The following is a 21,492-nucleotide window of genomic DNA, read 5'->3' as shown; positions in this document are numbered from 1 at the left end:
ATTCGCTAAACTGCCCGTTCTAGCCGAGGAGCGCATCATGCAAAACCCACTGAACTTGATCTGGATCGACCTGGAAATGACCGGTCTGGATCCAGATAAAGACGTCATCATCGAAATGGCCACCATAGTCACCGACAGTGACCTCAATGTGTTGGCCGAAGGCCCGGTGATCGCGGTACACCAGAGCGATGCGCTGCTGGCCGGCATGGATGAGTGGTGCACCCGCACCCACGGCGAGAGTGGCCTGACCCAGCGGGTGCGCGATAGCAAGGTCGGTGTGGCCGAAGCCGAGGCGCAGACCCTGGCCTTTCTCGAGCAGTGGGTGCCCAAAGGCAAGTCGCCGATCTGCGGCAATAGCATCGGTCAGGATCGACGCTTCCTGTATCGCTACATGCCGAGCCTGGAAGCCTATTTCCACTATCGCAACCTGGACGTCTCGACCCTGAAGATCCTCACCGAGCGCTGGGCGCCCAAGCTCAAGGAGGGCTTCCAGAAGAAGGGCACGCACCTGGCGCTGGACGATATCCGCGAGTCGATCGCCGAGCTGGTCTACTACCGCGAACACTTTCTCAAGGTCTGAGCGTGCCGCGGGCTAGGCACGGCCCCGCTCGGCGTGGCGCGCGAGCGCCCATTCGACGTGCTCGCGCACCAAGGCCGAGGGGTGCTCGCGACGCGCCTTGAGCGCCTCGAGCACCGGAATGCTCGAGGGTGCATTGCCCAGGCCGACCGCCAGGTTGCGCAGCCAGCGTTCATAGCCAGCGCGGCGCAGCGGCGAGCCCTCGGTGCGGCTGAGAAACTCTTCCTCGCTCCAGCGAAACAGCTCGGCCAGCTCGGCGTTATCCAGCTGGTGACGCGGCTGAAAGTCGCCTTGCTCGGTGGGGCGGGCGAAACGATTCCACGGGCAGACCAGCTGGCAGTCGTCGCAGCCGAACACCCGGTTGCCGATCGGTGCACGCAGCTCCTCGGGGATCGAGCCTTTCAGCTCGATGGTCAGGTAGGAGATGCAGCGCCGCGCATCCAGTAGATAAGGGCCGACGAAGGCGGCGGTCGGGCAGATGTCCAGGCAGGCGGTGCAGCGTCCGCAGTGCTCACTGGCGTGCGGCGCATCGACAGGCAGGGGAATGTCGACGAACAGCTCGCCGAGAAAGAAGTAGCTGCCAGCCTGGCGATTGAGCACCAGGGTATTCTTGCCGATCCAGCCGAGCCCAGCCTGTTCGGCGATGGCCTTTTCCAGCACCGGGGCGCTGTCGACGAAGGCGCGGAAGCCGAACGGGCCTATGTGCTGCTGAATGCGCTCGGCCAGTTGCTGCAGGCGCTTGCGGATCAATTTGTGGTAGTCGCGGCCGAGGGCGTAGCGCGACACATAGGCTTTCTCCGGCTCGCTCAGGCGTTGCGCCATGTGCGTATCGCCGGGCAGGTAATCCATCCGTAGCGAGACCACGCGCAGCGTGCCCGGCACCAGTTGCTCCGGGTGCGAGCGCTTGCTGCCGTGGGCGGCCATGTAGTCCATCTCACCCTGATAGCCGGCGGCCAGCCAGCGCTGCAGGTGCGCCTCGTGCTCGGCGAGGTCCAGCCCGGCGATGCCGACCTGCTGGAAGCCCAGCTCGCGGCCCCAGTCCTTGATCGACTGGGCGAGGGTGGCGAGAGCGGTGTGGTCGAGCGTGCTGGGGGACATGTTGAGCGGGCAACCGGAGCGGAGGTGGGTATAATTCTGCCAGACATCGGAGCCCACGCATGCCGCATTCTCCTGACAATCTTCCCCTTGCCCTGTATAGCGCCGCTCAGGTGCGCGAACTCGACGCCCGACTGATCGCCGCCGGTACGCCCGGCTTCGAGCTGATGCGCCGCGCCGCCCATGCCATCTGGCGCGCGCTGCGCCGCCGCTGGCCTGAGGCTGGAGCTGTTACTGTGCTGGCTGGGCGTGGCAACAACGCCGGCGATGGCTACCTGGTCGCGGCGTTGGCGCTGCGCGCCGGTTGGCGGGTAAAGCTGCTGGCGGTGGGTGACGCCGAGCAGTTGCAGGGCGATGCCGCATTGGCCCGCGACGAAGCGCTGGCTGCCGGGGTGGCGATGCAAGCATGGAGCGAATGTACGGCGCTCGAGGGCGTGGTGGTCGATGCCCTGCTCGGCACCGGTTTGCGTGGCGTGGTGCGCGAACCTTATGCCCAGGTCATTCGTCTGCTCAATGCCAGCGGGCAGCCGGTACTGGCGGTGGATGTGCCGTCGGGCTTGTGCGCCGACAGCGGTCAGGTCCTTGGCGTCGCAGTGCGCGCTCAGCTGACGGTAACGCTGATCGGTTTGAAACTGGGCTTATTCACCGGCGTGGCGGCGGACTGGGTCGGCGAGTTGCAATTTGATGATCTGCAGGCCGATCCGCAGCTGGTCGCACAGCAGACCTACGTGGCGCAGCGCCTGGCGGGTGGCAATCTACCGCGCCTGCCGAGCCGCTCGCGTAGCGTGCATAAGGGCCAGCTAGGCCATGTGCTGGTGGTCGGCGGTGAACGGGGCTTGGCGGGGGCTGCCTTGCTCGCGGCGCAGGGCGCGTTGCGCAGCGGTGCCGGCATGGTGTCGCTGGCGACCCGGGCCGAGCACCTGGCCGCCGCGCAAGCGCGTATCCCCGAGGTGATGAGCGTTGGCCTGGCCTCAGCCAACCAGCTGCTGGCGCTTGGGCAGTCGGCGACGGTCTGGGTGGTCGGCCCTGGCCTGGGGCAGGGTGCGTGGGCGCGTAGTCTGTTGTCCGTCGCGGCGATTAGCGCGGCGCCGCAGGTGTGGGACGCCGATGCCCTGAATGTGCTGGCGACGGGTGCGGTCGGGATGCCGGGCAATGGTGTGATCACCCCGCACCCGGGCGAGGCGGCGCGCTTGCTGGGGATGACTACGGCCGAGGTGCAGGCCGATCGGCCGAGTGCGGCGCGCGCACTCGCTCGGCGTTATCAGACGGTGTGCGTGCTGAAGGGCGCGGGCAGCTTGATCGCCGACCCCGCGGGGCAGTTGCTGGTGTGCGATCGAGGCCACCCGGTGATGGCGGGAGCGGGCTTGGGCGATGTCCTGGCCGGCTTGATTGGCGCGCTGCTGGCTCAGGGGTTGCCGGCATTTGCCGCCGCGAGTCTGGGCGTTTGGCTGCATGCGAGTGCCGGTGAGCGGTTGGCTGAACAAGGGTGTGGGTTGGCGGCCAGTGATTTGTGCGCCGCCATTCGTCAGTTATTGCAGGAGCAGTCGGTTTGTCTGAAGTAGAACTGTATGCCGCCGATGAAGCGGCGATGCTGGTGCTGGGCGCGCGTATCGCCCAGGTGAGTGACGGGCGTGGCGTCATCTACCTGCATGGCGACCTGGGTGCCGGCAAAACCACCCTGTCACGCGGGATTATTCGCGGCTTGGGGCACGTCGGCGCGGTAAAGAGCCCGACCTTCACCCTGGTCGAACCTTACGAGATTGGCAGTGTTCGGGCCTTTCACTTTGATCTGTATCGGCTGGTCGACCCGGAAGAGTTGGAGTACCTGGGTATTCGCGACTACTTCGAAGGCGATGCGCTGTGCTTGGTCGAGTGGCCGCAGCGCGGTGCCGGTTTTTTGCCAAAGGCGGACCTGGACATTACCATTACAGCGCAAGCGGCCGGACGCTTGCTGCGTGTACGCGGGCAGACTGTGTGTGGCGAGACCTGGTGTGCCGCTTTGGCCATCGGGGCATGAGTTAAATAATGGGGTTGGCTATGCGCATAAGCGCGCGTTTCATCGCGGTTGGAGTGGTATTGGCGGCGTTCGCTGCCGAGGTTGTCGCCGCTTCGGATGTGCGCAGCGTGCGGTTGTGGCGCGCGCCGGATAACACACGGCTGGTGTTCGACCTGTCCGGGCCGGTCCAGCACAGCGTCTTCACCCTCAGTGCGCCGGATCGCATCGTGATCGATGTCCAGGGGGGCAAGCTCGCCACACAACTCGATCAGCTGGTCTTGAGTAATACGCCGATTACCGCCGTGCGCTCGGCGCAACGTACGGCAGACGACCTGCGGGTGGTAATCGACCTGTCGGCGCCGGTGACGCCAAAAAGTTTTACCCTGGCGCCCAATCAGCAGTATGGCCATCGTCTGGTGGTCGACCTGTTCGATCAGGAGGCGGGCATGGCCCCCAGCTTGCCGGCGACCACCACTGCCAGCGCGCCAGTGGCGCCGGTTACCCCGACCCAGGCTCCGCCTAAGTTGACCCCGGTGCCCAGTAGCAAGCGCGATATCGTCATCGCCATCGATGCGGGTCACGGTGGCGAGGACCCGGGCGCATTGTCCCCGGTCAAGGGGCAGTATGAGAAGCATGTGACCCTGGCCTTGGCCAAGGAGTTGCAGCGCCAGATCAGCGCCGAGAAGGGTTTTCGGGGCGAGCTGGTGCGTACCGGCGACTACTTCATTCCGTTGCGCAAGCGCACCGAGATTGCCCGCAAGAAGGGCGCCGACCTGTTCGTCTCGATTCACGCCGATGCGGCGCCGCGCGCCGCGGCCTTTGGCGCCTCGGTGTATGCCTTGTCGGATCGTGGCGCGACCTCGGAAACCGCACGCTGGCTGGCCGATACGGAAAACCAGTCGGACCTGATCGGTGGCGCCGGCAATGTCAGTCTGGATGACAAGGACCGCATGTTGGCGGGCGTGTTGCTGGACCTGTCGATGACCGCTTCGCTATCGTCCAGCCTGAATGTCGGGCAAAAGGTGCTGAGCAATATCGGTCGGATCACTCCCTTGCATAAGCGCAGGGTCGAGCAGGCCGGCTTCATGGTGTTGAAGTCGCCGGATATTCCCTCGATCCTGGTCGAGACCGGGTTTATTTCCAACCCTAATGAAGCACGGAAGTTGGCCTCGTCCAGCCATCAGCAGGTCCTGGCGCGCTCTATTCAGGCGGGGGTGCGCCAGTTCTTTCAGCAGAATCCGCCGCCAGGCACCTACCTGGCGTGGATGCGCGACAACGGCAAGATCGCCCAGGGGCCGCGTGATCATGTGGTCAGCTCCGGGGAAAGCCTGGCGCTGATCGCCCAGCGTTATCAGGTCAGCCTGGGCGCCCTGCGTAGCGCTAATTCGTTGAGCTCCGACTTGATCAAGGTGGGTCAGACCCTGCAGATTCCGGCCACCACCTTGGCGGTGCAGCCATGAGTGACAGTGCGCGCATTCAGTTACTCAGTCCGCGGCTGGCCAACCAGATCGCCGCCGGTGAGGTGGTCGAGCGCCCGGCTTCGGTGATCAAGGAGTTGCTGGAAAACAGCCTGGATTCCGGCGCCAGGCGCATCGAGGTGGACGTCGAGCAAGGCGGTATCAAGCTGCTGCGCGTGCGTGACGATGGCAGCGGCATTCCGGCGGACGATCTGCCACTGGCCCTGGCGCGCCATGCCACCAGCAAGATCCGTGAACTGGAAGACCTCGAGCAGGTGCTGAGTCTGGGTTTTCGCGGCGAAGCCTTGGCATCGATCAGCTCGGTGGCCCGGCTGACCATGACCTCGCGTACCGCCGATGCCGAGCAGGCCTGGCAGGTGGAGACCGAGGGTCGCGACATGCAGCCACGGGTACAGCCCGCCGCCCATCCGATTGGCACCTCGGTCGAGGTGCGTGACCTGTTCTTCAATACCCCGGCGCGGCGCAAGTTTCTCAAGAGCGAAAAAACCGAATTCGATCACCTGCAGGAAGTCATCAAGCGCCTGGCCTTGGCGCGTTTCGATGTGGCCTTTCACCTGCGCCATAACGGCAAGACCGTGCTGGGGCTGCACGAAGCGAACGATGAGATCAGTCGCGGGCGGCGCGTCGCGGCGGTCTGTAGCCCCGGCTTCCTGGAGCAGGCGCTGCCGATCGAGATCGAACGCAATGGCTTGCGCTTATGGGGCTGGGTCGGCCTGCCGACCTTCTCGCGCAGTCAGGCGGACCTGCAGTATTTCTACGTGAATGGACGCATGGTGCGCGACAAGCTGGTCGCCCATGCGGTACGTCAGGCCTATCGCGATGTGCTGTTCAATGGCCGGCACCCGACCTTCGTGTTGTTTCTCGACATCGATCCGTCGGTGGTCGACGTCAATGTGCACCCGACCAAGCATGAAGTGCGTTTTCGCGACGGGCGGATGGTGCACGATTTTCTCTATGGCACCTTGCACCGAGCGCTGGGTGATGTACGTCCGGAAGACCAGTTGGCGGTTCCTGCGGCGGCAACCGAGATGGTTCGCGCGACTGGCCCTGCTGCCGGGGAGTTCGGCCCGCAGGGTGAAATCGGTCTGGCGGCCAGCGTGCTGGAGCGCACGCCTGGCGAGTCGGTCTGGCGCTCGGCGGGTGCCGGCTATCAGGCGCCCCGACCAGGTGCCGCATTGCCGACAGCCGAGGCCCAGGGGACGTACCGCGAGTATTTCTCGCCGCTGACCTCCTTGCCTGGGGCGGCGCCGGCGAGTTTGCCTGAGGCGCAGGGCGATGTGCCGCCACTGGGCTATGCCATTGCCCAGCTGAAAGGGGTGTACATCCTGGCCGAGAATGTTCAGGGCTTGGTCGTGGTCGACATGCATGCGGCCCATGAGCGGATCACCTATGAGCGGCTGAAAGTCGCCATGGCCAGCGAGGGGTTGCGTGGGCAGCCGCTGTTGGTGCCCGAATCCGTTGCGGTCAGTCAGCGCGAGGCGGACTGCGCCGAAGAGCATGCGGTCTGGTTTCAGAAGCTCGGTTTCGAGTTGCAGCGACTGGGTCCGGAAAGCTTGGCGATTCGGCAAATTCCAGCCTTGCTCAAACAGGCCGAAGCGACTCAGTTGGTGCGCGACGTGCTGGCCGATTTGCTCGAGTACGGCACCAGTGACCGCATTCAGGCGCATCTCAATGAGTTGCTCGGCACCATGGCCTGTCATGGCGCAATACGTGCCAATCGACGCTTGGCGCTGCCGGAGATGAATGCCTTGTTGCGGGATATGGAGAGCACCGAGCGCAGTGGCCAGTGCAACCATGGCCGTCCGACCTGGACGCAGATGGGCATGGACGACCTCGATAAGCTGTTCCTGCGTGGCCGTTAAGGGATTGGGGCGGGCCCGCATCAGCGCGGTTCAACGAGTCCTCGAGCATGGCTGACCGCTTGCCTCCGGCGATTTTCCTGATGGGCCCTACCGCAGCCGGCAAGACCGACTTGGCCTTGGAGCTGGCGCGAGTGCTGCCGTGCGAGCTGATCAGCGTCGACTCGGCGTTGGTCTATCGCGGCATGGATATCGGCACGGCCAAGCCCGATAAAGCGGTGCTGACGGAGTTTCCCCATCGCCTGATCGATATTCGCGACCCGTCTGAAAGCTATTCGGCCGCCGAGTTCCGGGTCGACGCGCTGGCGGCGATGGCGGAAATCACCGCCCGCGGACGCATTCCGCTGCTGGTCGGCGGTACTATGTTGTATTACAAGACATTGCTCGATGGCCTGGCCGATATGCCGAGCGCCGATCCGCAGGTGCGCACAGAGCTGGAGGCGCGTGCCCTGGTTGAGGGCTGGGACGCCCTGCATCGCGAGTTGCAGGCGATCGATCCTGAGTCGGCGGCGCGCATTCATCCCAATGACCCGCAGCGCCTGACCCGCGCCCTCGAAGTGTATCGGCTCAGTGGCGTGACCATGACCGCTCACCGGCAGCGCCAGGCCATGCAGGCGCCTGGCGGTACCAGCCCTGGCACAGCTCGACTGCCCTATACTGTCGCGCACTTGGCCATCGCCCCGGCGCAGCGCCAGGTGCTGCACGCGCGAATTGCACAACGATTTCAGTTGATGCTGGAACAGGGCTTTGTCGACGAGGTCGAACGGCTGCGTCAAAGAAGTGACTTGCACGCGGGGCTACCGTCTATACGGGCGGTGGGTTATCGCCAGGTCTGGGATTATTTAGAGGGCAACCTGAGCGCGGCGCAGATGCAGGAACGTGGGATCATTGCCACGCGCCAGCTGGCCAAGCGACAGTTCACCTGGTTGCGCAGTTGGGCCGACTTGTATTGGTTGGATAGCCTGGCCTGTGACAATCTGCCGCGCGCCTTGAAATACTTGGCGTCGGTCTCCATATTGACCTGAGACCTTGCCGTTGGCCGTCTATCCTTGGGGGTAAGACGACTTAAAGCCGTTTGTTGGTTTACTAAAACTATTTATTTTTGATCCTTAAAGGAGTGCGGCACATGTCAAAAGGGCATTCGCTACAAGACCCTTACCTCAATACCCTGCGTAAGGAACGCGTCCCGGTTTCCATCTACCTGGTCAACGGCATCAAGCTACAGGGCCAGATCGAGTCCTTCGACCAGTTCGTGATTCTGCTGAAGAACACTGTCAGCCAAATGGTTTACAAACACGCTATTTCCACTGTGGTGCCGAGCCGTCCGGTGCGCCTGCCGAGTGCCGAGAGCGAGCAAGCTGAAGCCGAACCTGGTAACGCCTGATTTAGGAGGCTGCATTGTTCTTCGAGCGTCATGAAGGTGGGGAGCGGGCCATTCTGGTTCATCTGGACGGCCAAGACTCCGAGGCGCGCGAAGACCCGCAAGAGTTTCAGGAGCTGGCCCTCTCGGCTGGCGCCGATGCGGTGGCCTTCCTCAGTGTGCCGAGCAATCGGCTGACCGCGAAATACCTGATTGGCAGTGGTAAAGTCGAAGAGTTGCGCGACCAGGTCAAGCTTCTCGAAGCCGATCTGGTCATCTTCAATCACGTCCTCACGCCCAGTCAGGAACGTAACCTCGAGCGCGTGTTTGAGTGTCGGGTGCTGGATCGCACCGGTCTGATTCTCGATATCTTCGCCCAGCGCGCGCGTACCCATGAAGGTAAGTTGCAGGTCGAGTTGGCTCAGCTGGATCATATGAGCACTCGGCTGGTGCGCGGCTGGACCCACCTGGAGCGGCAGAAAGGGGGTATCGGTCTGCGCGGTCCAGGTGAAACCCAGCTGGAAACCGACCGTCGTCTGCTGCGCGTACGCATCCGTCAGATCAAGCAAAAACTGGAAAAGGTGCGCAGTCAGCGTGAGCAGGCGCGCCGCGGGCGCAAGCGCGCGGATATCCCGTCGGTCTCTCTGGTCGGCTATACCAACGCGGGTAAATCAACCCTGTTCAATGCCCTGACCCAGTCAGAGGTCTATGCTGCCGACCAACTGTTCGCCACGCTAGACCCGACCCTGCGTCGGTTGGAGCTGGATGATCTGGGGCCGGTAGTATTGGCCGATACGGTGGGCTTTATTCGCCACTTGCCACACAAATTGGTCGAGGCTTTTCGCGCGACGCTTGAAGAATCGAGCAACTCGGACCTGCTGCTGCATGTGATCGATGCCCATGAGCCTGAGCGTATGGCGCAGATCGAGCAGGTCATGGCGGTGCTGGTTGAGATCGGTGCCGAGCGGCTGCCGATACTCGAGGTGTATAACAAGCTGGATTTGCTCGAAGGCGTTGAGCCGCAAATTCAGCGAAATGCCGAGGGTGCACCGCAACGAGTGTGGCTGTCAGCGCGTGATGGGCGGGGGTTGCCATTGCTGGAGCAGGCGATTGCCGAATTGTTGGGGCATGACTTGTTCGTCGGCACGTTACACTTGCCGCAGCGCTTGGCGCGCTTGCGTGCTCAGTTCTTCGAGCTGGGAGTGGTGCAGAGTGAGGGGCATGCCGAAGATGGCAGTAGTCTGTTAGCGGTGCGCTTGCCGCGCGTGGAGTTGAATCGGCTGGTCAGTCGAGAAGGGCTGCAGCCGCTGGAATTTATCGAGCAACACACTTTGCAATAAAGCCTACTGCAGTGGTTTTGCCGCTGACGGTGGGCATTCGGTAGCATTAGCGGGCGCACCGTGGGTGCGTCTTTGCTTTATCAGTATGGAGAGCGCTATGGCTTGGAATGAGCCGGGTGGCAACTCGAACAATCAGGATCCTTGGGGTGGGCGCCGTGGCGGCGATCGCAAGGGGCCACCGGATCTCGACGAGGCCTTCCGCAAGCTGCAGGAAAGCCTGAATGGGCTGTTCGGTGGCAGTAAGAAACGTGGCAATGACGATGGCGCCGGTAAGGGTGGTGGTTTCGGCTTGCTATTCGTTGGCCTGGGCTTGCTGGCCGCCATATGGCTGTATAGCGCGATCTATGTGGTCGATGAGCAGGAGCAGGCCGTGGTGCTGCGTTTCGGTAAGTACTACGAAACCGTCGGCCCGGGTCTGAATATCTACTTCCCGCCGATCGATCGTAAATTCCAGGAGAACGTCACCCGCGAGCGCGCCTACAGCAAGCAAGGGCAGATGCTCACCGAGGACGAGAACATCATCGAAGTGCCGCTGACCGTGCAGTACAAAATCAGCAACTTGCAGGATTTCGTGCTTAACGTTGACCAGCCAGAGATGAGTTTGCAGCATGCGACCGACAGTGCCGTGCGCCATGTGGTGGGTTCCACCGAGATGGATCAGGTATTGACCGAGGGTCGTGAGTTGATGGCCAGTGAAGTCAAAGAGCGCTTGCAGCGCTTCCTCGATACCTACCGCACCGGCATCGCCGTGACTCAGGTGAACTTGCAAAGTGCGGCTGCGCCGCGCGAAGTGCAAGAGGCCTTCGATGACGTGATTCGTGCCCGTGAAGACGAGCAGCGTGAGAGGAATCAGGCTGAAACCTACGCCAACGGTGTGGTGCCTGAGGCGCGCGGTCAGGCTCAGCGCTTGCTCGAGGATGCCAGCGGTTATCGCGATGAAGTGGTTTCGCGTGCCCAGGGTGAGGCGGATCGTTTCACCGCGCTGGTGACCGAGTACCGCAAGGCGCCGGAAGTGACGCGTGAGCGCCTGTATCTGGACACCATGCAGGAGCTGATGAGCAATACCAGCAAGGTGTTGGTGACTGGCGAGAAAGGGCAGAACAATTTGCTCTATCTGCCGCTGGACAAAATGATCGACGGCCGCAGCAGTACTGGCTCCGGTGCAGTTACTGGTGCTGGTGCCAGCGATCTGGGGGCACGGGTGAGCAGTGATTCACGGCAGCCTGGGCTGCGTTCTAGGGAGAGCCGCTGATGAGCAATAAATCGCTGATCGCCCTGATAGTTGGCGTGGTACTGGCGCTGGTCGCCTGGAACAGCTTTTATATCGTGGCGCAAACCGAGCGCGCGGTATTGTTGCAGTTCGGTCGTATCGTCGAGCCGGACGTGCAGCCGGGTCTGCATGTAAAAATTCCGTACGTGAACCAGGTGCGCAAGTTCGACGGGCGTCTGCTGACGCTCGATGCGTCCAGTTCACGCTTCCTGACCTTGGAGAAGAAGGCGTTGATGGTCGACGCGTTCGCCAAATGGCGGGTCAAGGATGCCGAGAGCTATTACACCGCGACCTCTGGGATCAAGCAGATTGCCGACGAGCGCTTGGCGCGCCGGCTGGAAGCTTCACTGCGTGACCAGTTCGGTAAGCGCACCTTGCATGAGTCGGTGTCCGGTGAACGCGATGCCTTGATGGCGGACGTGACGGCTTCGCTGAACCGTGCTGCCCAGCAGGAGTTGGGTATCGAGGTGATGGATGTGCGGGTCAAGGGCATCGATCTACCGAAAGAAGTCAATCGCAGCGTCTTCGACCGTATGGGTTCTGAGCGCGAGCGCGAGGCGCGTGAGCATCGGGCCAAGGGTAGGGAGCTGGCCGAGGGGATTCGCGCCGATGCGGATCGTCAGCGGCGCGTGCTGTTGGCCGAGGCGTATCGCCAGGCCGAAGAGCTGCGTGGTGAGGGCGATGCTCGAGCCGCGGCGATTTACGCCGGGGCTTATGGCCAGGATCAGGAGTTTTACTCCTTCTATCGCAGCCTGAGGGCTTATCGCGAAAGCTTCGCGGACAAGAGCGATGTGCTGGTACTCGACCCCAATAGTGACTTCTTCCGCTATCTGGAAAAGTCCAAACCTTGAGCCGAGTCCCGGCGGACGCTAGCCGTCCGCCGGGGTGACCGGCGCAGAAAACGTGGTATGATGCGGCAGCCGGGAAAATCCCGGCTTTTTTGCGTCTGTGGGAATCATGTGGCAGGAACTGAGCATTGCGATTTGTTTGCTGCTGGTGCTGGAAGGCATCCTGCCCTTTCTCTACCCGCGCCGTTGGCGCGGGGTGATCGAACAGCTGGTACGGCTGTCGGATCGACAGCTACGTCTGATGGGGCTGGCCAGCATGCTGCTGGGTACAGCCCTCCTTTATCTGCTTCACTGATGGCTTGTGCCGCCCGGATCAAGAGGGGAATGGCTAAATGGCAACGGTAGACCGCTGGCTACTGCCAGATGGCATCGAAGAAGTACTGCCGCCGGAAGCGGCGCGCATCGAAGTGGCGCGCCGCCAGATGCTGGATCTATTCCAGCGCTGGGGCTATGAGTTCGTGGTGACGCCGCACATCGAATACCTGGAATCGCTGCTGACTGGTGCGGGGCGGGATTTGGATCTGCGCACCTTCAAGGTGACCGATCCGCTGTCCGGCCGGCAAATGGGCTTTCGCGCGGACATCACACCGCAGGTGGCACGTATCGATGCGCATACCTTGCGCCGCGAAGGGCCGAGCCGGTTGTGCTATGCCGGGAGCGTACTGCACGCTCAGCCGCGCGCGCTGACCACCTCGCGCAGCCCTATTCAGCTGGGCGCCGAACTGTATGGTGATGCCAGCCCGGCCAGCGATGTCGAGGTCATCAGTCTGCTGGTGGATATGCTCGAGCTGGCGATAGTGCCGGACGTGCATATGGATCTCGGGCATGTGGGTATCTACCGTGGCCTGGCGCGTGAGGCCGGTTTGTCCGATGAGGTCGAGCAGCAGTTGTTCGATGCGCTGCAGCGCAAGGCCATGGATGAGATCGCGGCGCTGACCGAGTCGCTGCCAGCGTCGTTGAGCAAGATGCTGCGCGCCTTGGCCGAACTCTGTGGTGGCCGTGAAGTGCTGGATCTAGCGCAGGCCTGTCTGGTCGAGGCGCCAGATGACGTGCATGCCGCGCTGGATGAATTGCTGGCGATTGCCGATGCATTGAGTCTGCGTTACCCCGAGTTGCCGCTGTACTTTGATCTGGGCGAGTTACGCGGCTATCACTATCACACGGGTGTGGTATTCGCGGCGTTCGTGCCGAGTGTCGGTCAGTCGATTGCCCAGGGCGGTCGTTATGATGACATCGGTGCCGATTTCGGCCGCGCACGTCCAGCGACGGGTTTTTCTACCGATCTGAAAACCCTGGTCAGTCTGGGGCGGATGCAGTTGGTTGAGCCGTCGGCTGGCATCTGGGCGCCGGACAATCATGATGTCTATCTGTGGCAGGCGGTGCAGCGGCTGCGCGGCGAAGGCTCGCGGGTTGTCCAGGCGTTGCCAGGACAGGCGTTGGCCGATGCGCATGAGGCGGGCTGTGATCGCCAGTTGCTGTTGAGCGATGGTCGTTGGCAGGTGGCGCCGCTGGCGTCCTGAATTGTTTCCGTCGGCTGCGGCCGGCATCAAGCTTGCGCGAAGAGGACAAGTGTTATGGGTAAGAATGTCGTAGTCCTGGGCACCCAGTGGGGCGATGAGGGCAAGGGTAAGATCGTCGACCTGCTGACCGAACAGGCTGCAGCCGTTGTGCGTTATCAGGGCGGTCACAATGCCGGTCACACCCTGGTGATCAACGGCGAAAAAACCGTTCTGCACCTGATTCCCTCGGGCATCCTGCGCGAAAACGTCCAGTGCCTGATCGGTAATGGCGTGGTAGTCGCGCCCGATGCGCTGATGCGCGAGATCATCAAGCTGGAAGAAAAAGGTGTGCCGGTGCGCGAGCGCCTGCGCATCAGTCCCTCTTGCCCGCTGATCCTGTCTTACCACGTCGCCCTCGATCAGGCCCGCGAGAAAGCCCGTGGCGACGCGAAGATCGGCACCACTGGGCGTGGTATTGGCCCGGCGTATGAGGACAAGGTTGCCCGTCGCGGGCTGCGTATCGGTGATCTGTTCCACCGCGAGCGTTTTGCCGCCAAGCTCGGTGAGTTGCTGGATTACCACAACTTCGTGCTGCAGAACTATTACAAGGACCCGGTGATCGACTTCCAGAAAACTCTGGATGAATGCATGGAGTACGCCGAGCTGCTCAAGCCGATGATGGCCGATGTCACCGCCGTGCTGCATGACCTGCGCCGTGCCGAAAAAGACATCATGTTCGAGGGGGCCCAGGGCTCGCTGCTGGACATCGACCACGGCACCTATCCGTACGTTACCAGCTCCAATACCACTGCTGGCGGTATCGCCACGGGTTCGGGTTTTGGTCCGCTGTACCTGGATTACATTCTCGGTATCACCAAGGCCTACACCACGCGCGTCGGCTCGGGTCCATTCCCTACCGAGCTGTTCGATGAGACCGGTGCGTTTCTCGCCAAGCGTGGCCATGAATTCGGCGCGACTACCGGCCGCGCCCGTCGTTGCGGCTGGTTCGATGCTGTGATCCTGCGTCGTGCCATCGAGATCAACAGCATCTCCGGTCTGTGCCTGACCAAGCTCGATGTGCTCGATGGTCTTGAAACCATCCGCATCTGTGTCGGATACAAGGACCAGAACGGCGATGTGTTGGTCGATGCGCCGACCGATGCCGACAGCTACCTGGGGTTGCAGCCGGTGTATGAAGAGGTGCCGGGTTGGAGCGAATCGACGCTGGGTGCCAAGAGCCTGGACGAGTTGCCGGCTGCTGCGCGTGCCTATATCAAGCGTGTGGAAGAGCTGGTGGGCGCGCCCATCGATATCGTCTCCACGGGCCCGGATCGCGAGGAAACCATCGTATTGCGTCACCCGTTTGCCTGATCGATAGCGGGATGTATGACAAAGGGTCGCCATGAGCGACCCTTTGTCGTTTTCTGGCAGCGGCACGCCATTCGTTGTGGGGTGGGGCTTAATAAATTCTTGAGTCCGCCGTTATAGCTCATACGGTCGTTAGGAGTATTCGCTGTGTCTGCCATTCTTTCTTTGTTGCGCAGCCGTTTGCTGCGTCCGGTTTTTTTGGCGCTGGGTGTCGCATTGCTGGCTCAGGTGCTTGTTGCTGTGGCATTGACGCGTGGGACGGTCGCGACCTTGGTGGCTGACTTGAGCGCCGGGTTGCGAGCCGATACCCAGCGCCTGGTAGAAGAGTTGGGTTCGGCCGGGCGGGAGGTGCAGGGAAGTCTTGAAGGTCTTTCCGTGCAGACCCAGGCGCAGCTGGCGGAAGGCCTTTCGGCGCGCCTGTCGGAGGAGCAGGCGCAGTTGCGTGGGGTGCTGGAGGCTAATCTCAAGAGCTCGGCGGACGATCTGGCGCAGCTGCTCGCGGCCGTCGCGCCCAAGGCGGTTTGGGATAACGATGCGCCGGCGTTGACCGAGTTGGTGCGGGTGGCTCATCGCAATCCGGCGGTGTTGTTTGCCGTGTATTTCGATGCCAAGGGCAAGCGTCTGACGCGGCACCTGAATCGCCAGGATGCGCGCGTTAAGGCGCTGCAGGCCAAGGGTGAGGGGCGCGGTGCGCTGGCCAAGGTGCTTCAGGCGGCTTCCACGGACGCCGGTGTCTATCTCGCTGAGGCGCCGATCAGTCCGATGGGCGAGGAAATCGGTAGGGTGCTGCTGGGTGTGTCGACGGTCGCGGTGGATGAGGAGTTGGCTGCGCTGGATCAGCGTTTTGCGGCGTTGATCGATGGCAGTGGTCAGTTGGTCTCCGAGAGTTTGAGTGGGGCGGCGGCGGACAGCAGTGCGGCCTTGGCGGCGCGGTTGAATGCGGCGCGCGAAGCGGCCGGCGGTATGGAGCAAAGCAGCCGGGCGGTGGTGGAGCGCGCAGCCGCGGACTTGCGTTGGAGTATCAGCCTGGGCTTGGCGCTGGTCGGCTTGGGTATCTTGCTGGTATTGGCGCTGGTGTTGGGGCGGCGGGTGGTCAACAAGCTGCATACGCTGATTGCGGTGTTGAATGACTGGGCGGCTGGCGAGGGTGATTTGACGCGTCGGGTTGAATTGGATAGCCGGGATGAAATTGGCGACATGGCGGCGGCAGTCAATCGTTTCGTGGCCAAGCTGCATCCTATCGTGCGTGAGGCAGGCGAGGTGGCAGTGCGCACGGGACATGAAATTGCTCATCTGGCTTCGCGCAGCGCGGCGGCTGAAGCTGCGGCCGGGCGCCAGCGCGACGAAGTGGCTGGCAGTCTGCAGGACTTGGCGCGGATGGCGGACGAGGCACAGGCGGAAAGCCAGGCCATGCAGGAGGCCTTGCAGCGGGTGGCGGCTATCCGTCAGGCAGCTCAAGACAATGCGGCCATTGCGCTGCGGGTGGGGGGGTCAATCGAGGAGTTGGTGCTGCGCGTCGAAACCGGCACTGCGGTGATTGAGCGGCTGGCGCGGCAAAGTGAGCAGATCGAGGTGGTGCTGACGGTGATTCATGGCATCGCCGAACAAACCAACCTGTTGGCGCTCAACGCAGCCATCGAGGCGGCGCGGGCGGGCGAGAGTGGCCGCGGTTTTGCCGTGGTGGCCGACGAGGTGCGTGCGCTGGCCAGCAAGACCCAGCAGTCGACTGGGGATATTCAGGCGCATATCGAGGCATTGCAGAAGGGTGCGCGGGAGGCGGTTGCCGCCATAGGTCAGGCCGCGCAGCAGGCCAATCAGGGATTGGCGGCGTTGCGTGAAAGCGATTTGGTGCAGCAGTCTGTTCAGGCTGCGGTGGAGGAAGTGCATGGGGCTATCAATACCGCGACTCTGGCGGCGGCCCATCAGGCTGAGGGCGCGGGAGCGGTGCGTGGACGGGTCGAGGTGATTCATGCCGAGGCTCAGCGCGCGGCCGAGGCGGTGGCGGCGACTGCGAGTAGCGGCCGGGAGTTGGATGGGCTGGCTGCTCAGTTAAAGGCCAGTCTGGGTCAGTTTCGCGTTTAGCTGTTGAGTGCGTGCGGGCTCGGCGGCAACGTCTGCGTTGAGCCCGCTGTGTTAGTTAGCGCTCTGTGGCGTGTCGCTGTGATAAAAGCCCGATTCGCAGGCAATAAAAAACCGAGCGCTTGGCTCGGTTTTTTGAATTGGTGCCCAGGAGAAGACTCGAACTTCCACGACCGTAAGGTCACCAGCACCTGAAGCTGGCGTGTCTACCAATTTCACCACCTGGGCGTCGATTGCAAATTATGTTCGTTTGCTATCAACTACAACAACGTTTGCCGTCGTTGTGGCGCGCATAATACGGATCGACTTTTTACTTGTAAACCCCTGTGGTTAAAAAATTTTATTCCGTGTGCCGGGCTGACCCAAGCAGTGGTTTCGCGCTTCAATAGGCACATGAAAAACCGACTTTATATAGAAAAGGTGAACTTTCTCTAATGGCCGATTGGCAATCCCTCGATCCCGAGGCCGCTCGTGAAGCGGAAAAATATGAAAACCCCATCCCGAGTCGCGAGCTGATTTTGCAGCACCTCGCCGAGCGCGGTTCCGCCGCGAATCGCGAGCAGTTGGTCGAAGAGCTCGGTTTGATCAGTGAGGAACAGATCGAAGCCCTGCGCCGCCGTCTGCGCGCTATGGAGCGCGACGGTCAGTTGATTTACACCCGGCGCGGCACTTATGCCCCGGTGGACAAGCTCGATCTGATTCTCGGGCGCGTCAGCGGTCATCGCGATGGTTTTGGCTTTCTGATCCCGGACGATGGCAGTGATGACCTGTTCCTCAGTCCGGCGCAGATGCGTCTGGTGTTCGATAGTGATCGGGCTTTGGCGCGCGTTTCCGGCCTCGATCGGCGCGGTCGTCGTGAGGGGGCGATTGTCGAAGTGATCTCCCGTGGTCATGAGAGCATCGTCGGGCGCTATTACGAGGAGAGCGGAATTGGCTTCGTGGTTGCCGACAACCCGAAGATCCAGCAGGAAGTGCTGGTGACGCCTGGCCGCAACAACGGAGCCAAGCAGGGGCAGTTCGTCGAGGTGAAAATCACCCACTGGCCGACTCCGCGCTTCCAGCCGCAGGGCGATGTGCTCGAAGTGGTCGGCAACTACATGGCGCCGGGCATGGAGATCGACGTGGCGCTGCGTAGCTATGACCTGCCGCATGTGTGGCCCGAGGCGGTGGTCAAGGAGGCACACAAGCTCAAGCCGGAAGTCGAGGAAAAGGACAAGGAGAAGCGCGTCGACTTGCGCCACCTGCCCTTCGTCACCATCGATGGTGAAGATGCTCGCGACTTCGACGATGCGGTGTATTGCGAGAAAAGCGGCGGCAACTGGCGGCTGTTTTCCGGCGGCTGGAAGCTCTACGTGGCCATCGCCGATGTATCGCATTACGTGAAAATCGGCTCGGCCCTGGACGACGAGGCGCAGGTGCGTGGTAACTCGGTGTATTTCCCCGAGCGGGTCATTCCGATGTTGCCGGAGGAGTTGTCCAACGGCTTGTGCTCGCTCAATCCGCAGGTGGATAGGCTGGCCATGGTCTGTGAGATGACCATCTCGAAGACCGGCAAGATGACCGACTACCAGTTCTATGAGGCGGTGATCCATTCCCATGCACGACTGACCTACAACAAGGTCAGCGCCATGCTCGAGCAGCCGAAGAGCACTGAAGGCAAGGCGCTGCGCGGCGAGTACAGCGAGGTGTTGCCGCATCTCAAGCAGCTCTATTCGCTGTATCAGGTGCTGCTGTCTGCGCGACATGAGCGCGGTGCCATCGATTTCGAAACCCAGGAAACGCGGATCATCTTCGGTGCCGATCGCAAGATCGCCGAGATCCGACCGACTCAGCGTAACGATGCGCACAAGTTGATCGAGGAGTGCATGCTGGCGGCCAACGTGGCCACCGCGGCGTTCATGCAGAAGCATGAGATCCCGGCGCTGTATCGCGTGCACGACGGTCCGCCGCCCGAGCGTCTGGAGAAGCTCAAGGCGTTTCTCGCCGAATTGGGTTTGTCGCTGCACCGCGGAAAAGCCAAAGAAGGTCCATCGCCCAAGGACTACCAGGCCCTGCTGGAAACTATTCGCGAGCGTCCGGATTACCACCTGATTCAGACGGTAATGCTGCGCTCGCTCAGCCAGGCGGTGTACAGCGCCGACAATCAAGGCCACTTCGGTCTGAACTACGAAGCCTATGCCCACTTCACCTCGCCGATTCGGCGTTACCCGGACTTGCTGATCCATCGGGCGATTCGCAGTGTGATCCGCTCCAAGCGTGACACCCCGCATGTTCAGCGCGCCGGTGCCGCGATCATGCCGAAGGCACGCATTTATCCTTACGATGAGCCGGCGCTGGAGCAGCTCGGCGAGCAGTGTTCGATGTCCGAGCGACGCGCCGATGAGGCGACTCGCGACGTGGTGAACTGGCTGAAGTGCGAGTTCATGAAGGATCGTGTCGGTGAAACCTTCCAAGGGGTGATCACTGCCGTTACCGGTTTCGGTCTGTTCGTCGAGTTGAAGGACATCTACGTCGAAGGCTTGGTCCACGTCACCGCGCTGCCGGGCGATTACTATCACTTCGATCCTGTGCATCACCGCCTCGCGGGCGAACGCAGTGGCCGTAGTTTCCGGTTGGGCGACAGTGTCGAAGTGAAGGTCATGCGCGTCGACCTGGATGAGCGCAAGATCGATTTCGAGATGGCGCAGAGCGTGATCGATGCACCGATCGGCCGCAAAGGCCGGGGTGCCGAGTCGGCGGCCAAGACTGGTCGTGCGCGTGCAGGCAAGGCCACGGCGGCCAAGGGTGATCCTCACTACGGTAATGTCGATGTGAGGAAGAGTCGCGAGGTCAAGCAGGCGCTGCTCGCCGAGTCCAAGGGTAAGGGGCGTGGCGGCAAGGGCGAGGCGGCTAAGCCGGCCGGTAAAGACGCCAAGCCGAGCAAGCACCGCAAGGGGCCGGCGAAGGCCGGCTCAGCCTCTACCGGCAGCACGGGTGGTCCGCGTAAACGTAAGGCGAAATCATGAGTCAGTTGGAAAAAATCTATGGCCTGCATGCCGTAGAGGCGCTGTTGCGTCACCATCCGAAGCGGGTAAAACAGGTATGGCTGGCCGAGGGGCGTAATGATCCGCGGGTGCAAACATTGGTCGAGTTGGCAGCGCAGGCGCGGGTGTCGGTCGGTCAATGTGAGCGGCGCGAGATGGATGCCTGGACCGAGGGTGTGCACCAAGGCGTGGTGGCTGATGTCACGCCGAGCCAGGTGTGGGGCGAGGCGATGCTCGAAGAGCTGCTCGATCGTGCCGAAGGGCCACCGCTGTTATTGGTGCTGGACGGCGTGACCGACCCGCACAATCTCGGCGCCTGCCTGCGTACCGCCGATGCGGCCGGGGCCCTGGCGGTGATCGTACCGAAGGACAAGTCCGCCACGCTCAATGCCACCGTGCGCAAGGTCGCCTGCGGAGCGGCCGAAGTCATACCGTTGGTGGCGGTGACTAACCTGGCGCGCAGCCTGGAGAAACTCCAGCAGCGTGGCCTGTGGGTGGTCGGCACGGCGGGCGAGGCTGAGCTGGAACTGTATCAGCAGGACCTGACCGGGCCGACGGTGCTGATCATGGGCGCCGAAGGCAAAGGCATGCGCCGACTGACGCGCGAGCACTGCGATTATCTGGTCAAGCTGCCAATGGCCGGCAGCGTCAGCAGCCTCAATGTCTCGGTGGCCACCGGGGTCTGCTTGTTCGAGGCTCTGCGTCAGCGCCAAAGCAAAGTGCGCCCCTGATCCACGCTGTCCCAGTTCAGCGCGTGGCGAAACGCCTGCCGGGCTTCGCGGTCTGCAAGCTGGTCCCATGTTTAGTGGGCTGTTCAAATAATCACCAGTTCACCTTGCGCGGGGTAGGGGGCTTCTCTAGAATGGCGCCCCTTGCCGCGACGGCAGGTGCTTTTGTGCCCTCCGTCCAGCAAGACCAACAGTGTCATTCACTCCTTGTCTGACCACAGTAAGTGGCAGGCTACAACCCGTAAGGAGCATTTATGCGTCATTACGAAATCATCTTTCTGGTTCATCCGGACCAGAGCGAGCAAGTCGGCGGCATGGTTGAGCGTTACACCAAGCTGATCGAAGAAGACGGCGGCAAAATCCACCGTCTGGAAGATTGGGGCCGTCGTCAGCTGGCTTACGCCATCAATAACGTCCACAAAGCCCACTACGTGATGCTCAACGTAGAGTGCACCGGCAAAGCCCTGGCTGAGCTGGAGGACAACTTCCGTTATAACGATGCCGTGATCCGTAACTTGGTCATCCGTCGCGACGAAGCCGTTACCGAGCAGTCCGAAATGCTCAAGGCTGAGGAAAATCGTAGCGAGCGCCGCGAGCGTCGCGACCGTCCTGAGCACACTGATTCCGCCGATGGCGATAACAGTGATAACAGCGACGCCAGCGATAACGCTGACGAGTAATCCACGGACCTATTGAGGAGCCACTCTCATGGCACGTTTTTTCCGTCGTCGTAAGTTCTGCCGTTTCACCGCTGAAAACGTGAAGGAGATCGATTACAAAGATCTCAACACCTTGAAAGCTTATGTATCTGAAACCGGCAAGATCGTTCCTAGCCGTATCACCGGTACCAAGGCTCGTTATCAGCGTCAGCTGGCTACCGCTATCAAGCGCGCCCGCTTCCTGGCCCTGCTGCCCTACACCGACAGCCACGGCCACTGAGACCGGATGCTCGACAAGTAGTAAGGGATAAAT

The 21,492-nt window shown here is 62.0% G+C and carries 19 protein-coding genes, 1 tRNA gene and 1 pseudogene; 19 read left to right on the top strand and 2 right to left on the bottom strand.

The window, feature by feature from the left end:
• Nucleotides 1-37 precede the first annotated feature (37 nt).
• Complete coding sequence (orn, locus tag FBY03_RS02620) at nt 38-580, top strand: oligoribonuclease (RefSeq protein ID WP_147170643.1); 543 nt, start codon at nt 38-40, stop codon at nt 578-580.
• A gap of 12 nt (nt 581-592) precedes the next feature.
• Here orn and queG read toward each other — a convergent pair whose 3' ends face one another.
• Complete coding sequence (gene queG / locus FBY03_RS02615) at nt 593-1,675, bottom strand: tRNA epoxyqueuosine(34) reductase QueG (protein ID WP_178090538.1); 1,083 nt, start codon at nt 1,673-1,675, stop codon at nt 593-595.
• 59 nt (nt 1,676-1,734) lie between these two features.
• On the opposite strand from queG, the gene FBY03_RS02610 reads away from it, so the two are divergent.
• The 14 genes and pseudogenes from FBY03_RS02610 (at nt 1,735) to FBY03_RS23455 (ending at nt 16,772) form a co-directional block, all read left to right on the top strand.
• Nucleotides 1,735-3,234, top strand: coding sequence for an NAD(P)H-hydrate dehydratase (locus tag FBY03_RS02610; protein WP_147170641.1), 1,500 nt, complete (start codon nt 1,735-1,737; stop codon nt 3,232-3,234).
• Entirely contained in the window at nt 3,222-3,689 is a 468-nt protein-coding gene (gene tsaE / locus FBY03_RS02605) for a tRNA (adenosine(37)-N6)-threonylcarbamoyltransferase complex ATPase subunit type 1 TsaE (RefSeq protein WP_147170640.1), read from the top strand. Before FBY03_RS02610 ends, tsaE begins: the two co-directional genes overlap by 13 nt.
• An 8-nt stretch (nt 3,690-3,697) precedes the next feature.
• Nucleotides 3,698-5,128 carry an N-acetylmuramoyl-L-alanine amidase gene (locus FBY03_RS02600; RefSeq protein ID WP_371920738.1) on the top strand — a complete coding sequence of 477 codons (1,431 nt, stop codon included), beginning with the start codon at nt 3,698-3,700 and terminating at the stop codon, nt 5,126-5,128.
• Nucleotides 5,125-7,008: a DNA mismatch repair endonuclease MutL gene (mutL, locus tag FBY03_RS02595; RefSeq protein ID WP_147170638.1), complete on the top strand. Its 1,884-nt coding sequence runs from the start codon at nt 5,125-5,127 to the stop codon at nt 7,006-7,008. The genes FBY03_RS02600 and mutL overlap by 4 nt, the downstream gene beginning before the upstream one ends.
• Nucleotides 7,009-7,055: 47 nt before the next feature.
• On the top strand, nt 7,056-8,030 hold the full coding sequence (gene miaA, locus FBY03_RS02590) for a tRNA (adenosine(37)-N6)-dimethylallyltransferase MiaA (RefSeq protein ID WP_147170637.1): 975 nt from the start codon (nt 7,056-7,058) through the stop codon (nt 8,028-8,030).
• A 101-nt stretch (nt 8,031-8,131) separates the two neighbouring features.
• Entirely contained in the window at nt 8,132-8,389 is a 258-nt protein-coding gene (gene hfq / locus FBY03_RS02585; RefSeq protein WP_025164312.1) for an RNA chaperone Hfq, read from the top strand.
• A gap of 14 nt (nt 8,390-8,403) precedes the next feature.
• Nucleotides 8,404-9,705, top strand: coding sequence for a ribosome rescue GTPase HflX (hflX, locus tag FBY03_RS02580; RefSeq protein ID WP_147170636.1), 1,302 nt, complete (start codon nt 8,404-8,406; stop codon nt 9,703-9,705).
• 97 nt (nt 9,706-9,802) lie between these two features.
• Complete coding sequence (gene hflK, locus FBY03_RS02575; protein ID WP_147170635.1) at nt 9,803-10,957, top strand: FtsH protease activity modulator HflK; 1,155 nt, start codon at nt 9,803-9,805, stop codon at nt 10,955-10,957.
• Nucleotides 10,957-11,826 carry a protease modulator HflC gene (hflC, locus tag FBY03_RS02570; protein WP_147170634.1) on the top strand — a complete coding sequence of 290 codons (870 nt, stop codon included), beginning with the start codon at nt 10,957-10,959 and terminating at the stop codon, nt 11,824-11,826. Before hflK ends, hflC begins: the two co-directional genes overlap by 1 nt.
• Nucleotides 11,827-11,932: 106 nt before the next feature.
• Nucleotides 11,933-12,118, top strand: coding sequence for a DUF2065 family protein (locus FBY03_RS02565; protein WP_147170633.1), 186 nt, complete (start codon nt 11,933-11,935; stop codon nt 12,116-12,118).
• A gap of 37 nt (nt 12,119-12,155) precedes the next feature.
• Entirely contained in the window at nt 12,156-13,343 is a 1,188-nt protein-coding gene (locus FBY03_RS02560) for an ATP phosphoribosyltransferase regulatory subunit (protein WP_147170632.1), read from the top strand.
• A gap of 54 nt (nt 13,344-13,397) precedes the next feature.
• Nucleotides 13,398-14,693: an adenylosuccinate synthase gene (locus FBY03_RS02555; RefSeq protein ID WP_147170631.1), complete on the top strand. Its 1,296-nt coding sequence runs from the start codon at nt 13,398-13,400 to the stop codon at nt 14,691-14,693.
• 759 nt (nt 14,694-15,452) lie between these two features.
• Nucleotides 15,453-15,914, top strand: a pseudogene (locus FBY03_RS23460) (HAMP domain-containing protein); the annotation flags it as partial.
• Entirely contained in the window at nt 15,888-16,772 is an 885-nt protein-coding gene (locus FBY03_RS23455) for a methyl-accepting chemotaxis protein (RefSeq protein WP_371920748.1), read from the top strand. The pseudogene FBY03_RS23460 and the gene FBY03_RS23455, both read left to right, overlap by 27 nt.
• 138 nt (nt 16,773-16,910) lie before the next feature.
• Here FBY03_RS23455 and FBY03_RS02545 read toward each other — a convergent pair.
• Nucleotides 16,911-16,997 (bottom strand) — tRNA-Leu (locus FBY03_RS02545).
• A 206-nt stretch (nt 16,998-17,203) separates the two neighbouring features.
• On the opposite strand from FBY03_RS02545, the gene rnr reads away from it, so the two are divergent.
• From rnr to rpsR, 4 genes are all read left to right on the top strand, one after another.
• Nucleotides 17,204-19,774, top strand: coding sequence for a ribonuclease R (rnr, locus tag FBY03_RS02540; protein ID WP_147170629.1), 2,571 nt, complete (start codon nt 17,204-17,206; stop codon nt 19,772-19,774).
• Entirely contained in the window at nt 19,771-20,523 is a 753-nt protein-coding gene (gene rlmB / locus FBY03_RS02535; RefSeq protein WP_147170628.1) for a 23S rRNA (guanosine(2251)-2'-O)-methyltransferase RlmB, read from the top strand. The genes rnr and rlmB overlap by 4 nt, the downstream gene beginning before the upstream one ends.
• Before the next feature lie 251 nt (nt 20,524-20,774).
• On the top strand, nt 20,775-21,200 hold the full coding sequence (gene rpsF, locus FBY03_RS02530) for a 30S ribosomal protein S6 (protein ID WP_147170627.1): 426 nt from the start codon (nt 20,775-20,777) through the stop codon (nt 21,198-21,200).
• A gap of 28 nt (nt 21,201-21,228) precedes the next feature.
• On the top strand, nt 21,229-21,459 hold the full coding sequence (rpsR, locus tag FBY03_RS02525) for a 30S ribosomal protein S18 (RefSeq protein WP_025164323.1): 231 nt from the start codon (nt 21,229-21,231) through the stop codon (nt 21,457-21,459).
• Nucleotides 21,460-21,492: the final 33 nt, after the last annotated feature.

The organism is Pseudomonas sp. SJZ079, assembly GCF_007993865.1.
Classification (GTDB): Bacteria; Pseudomonadota; Gammaproteobacteria; order Pseudomonadales; family Pseudomonadaceae; genus Aquipseudomonas.
This window is presented reverse-complemented; position numbering and strand designations above follow the sequence as displayed.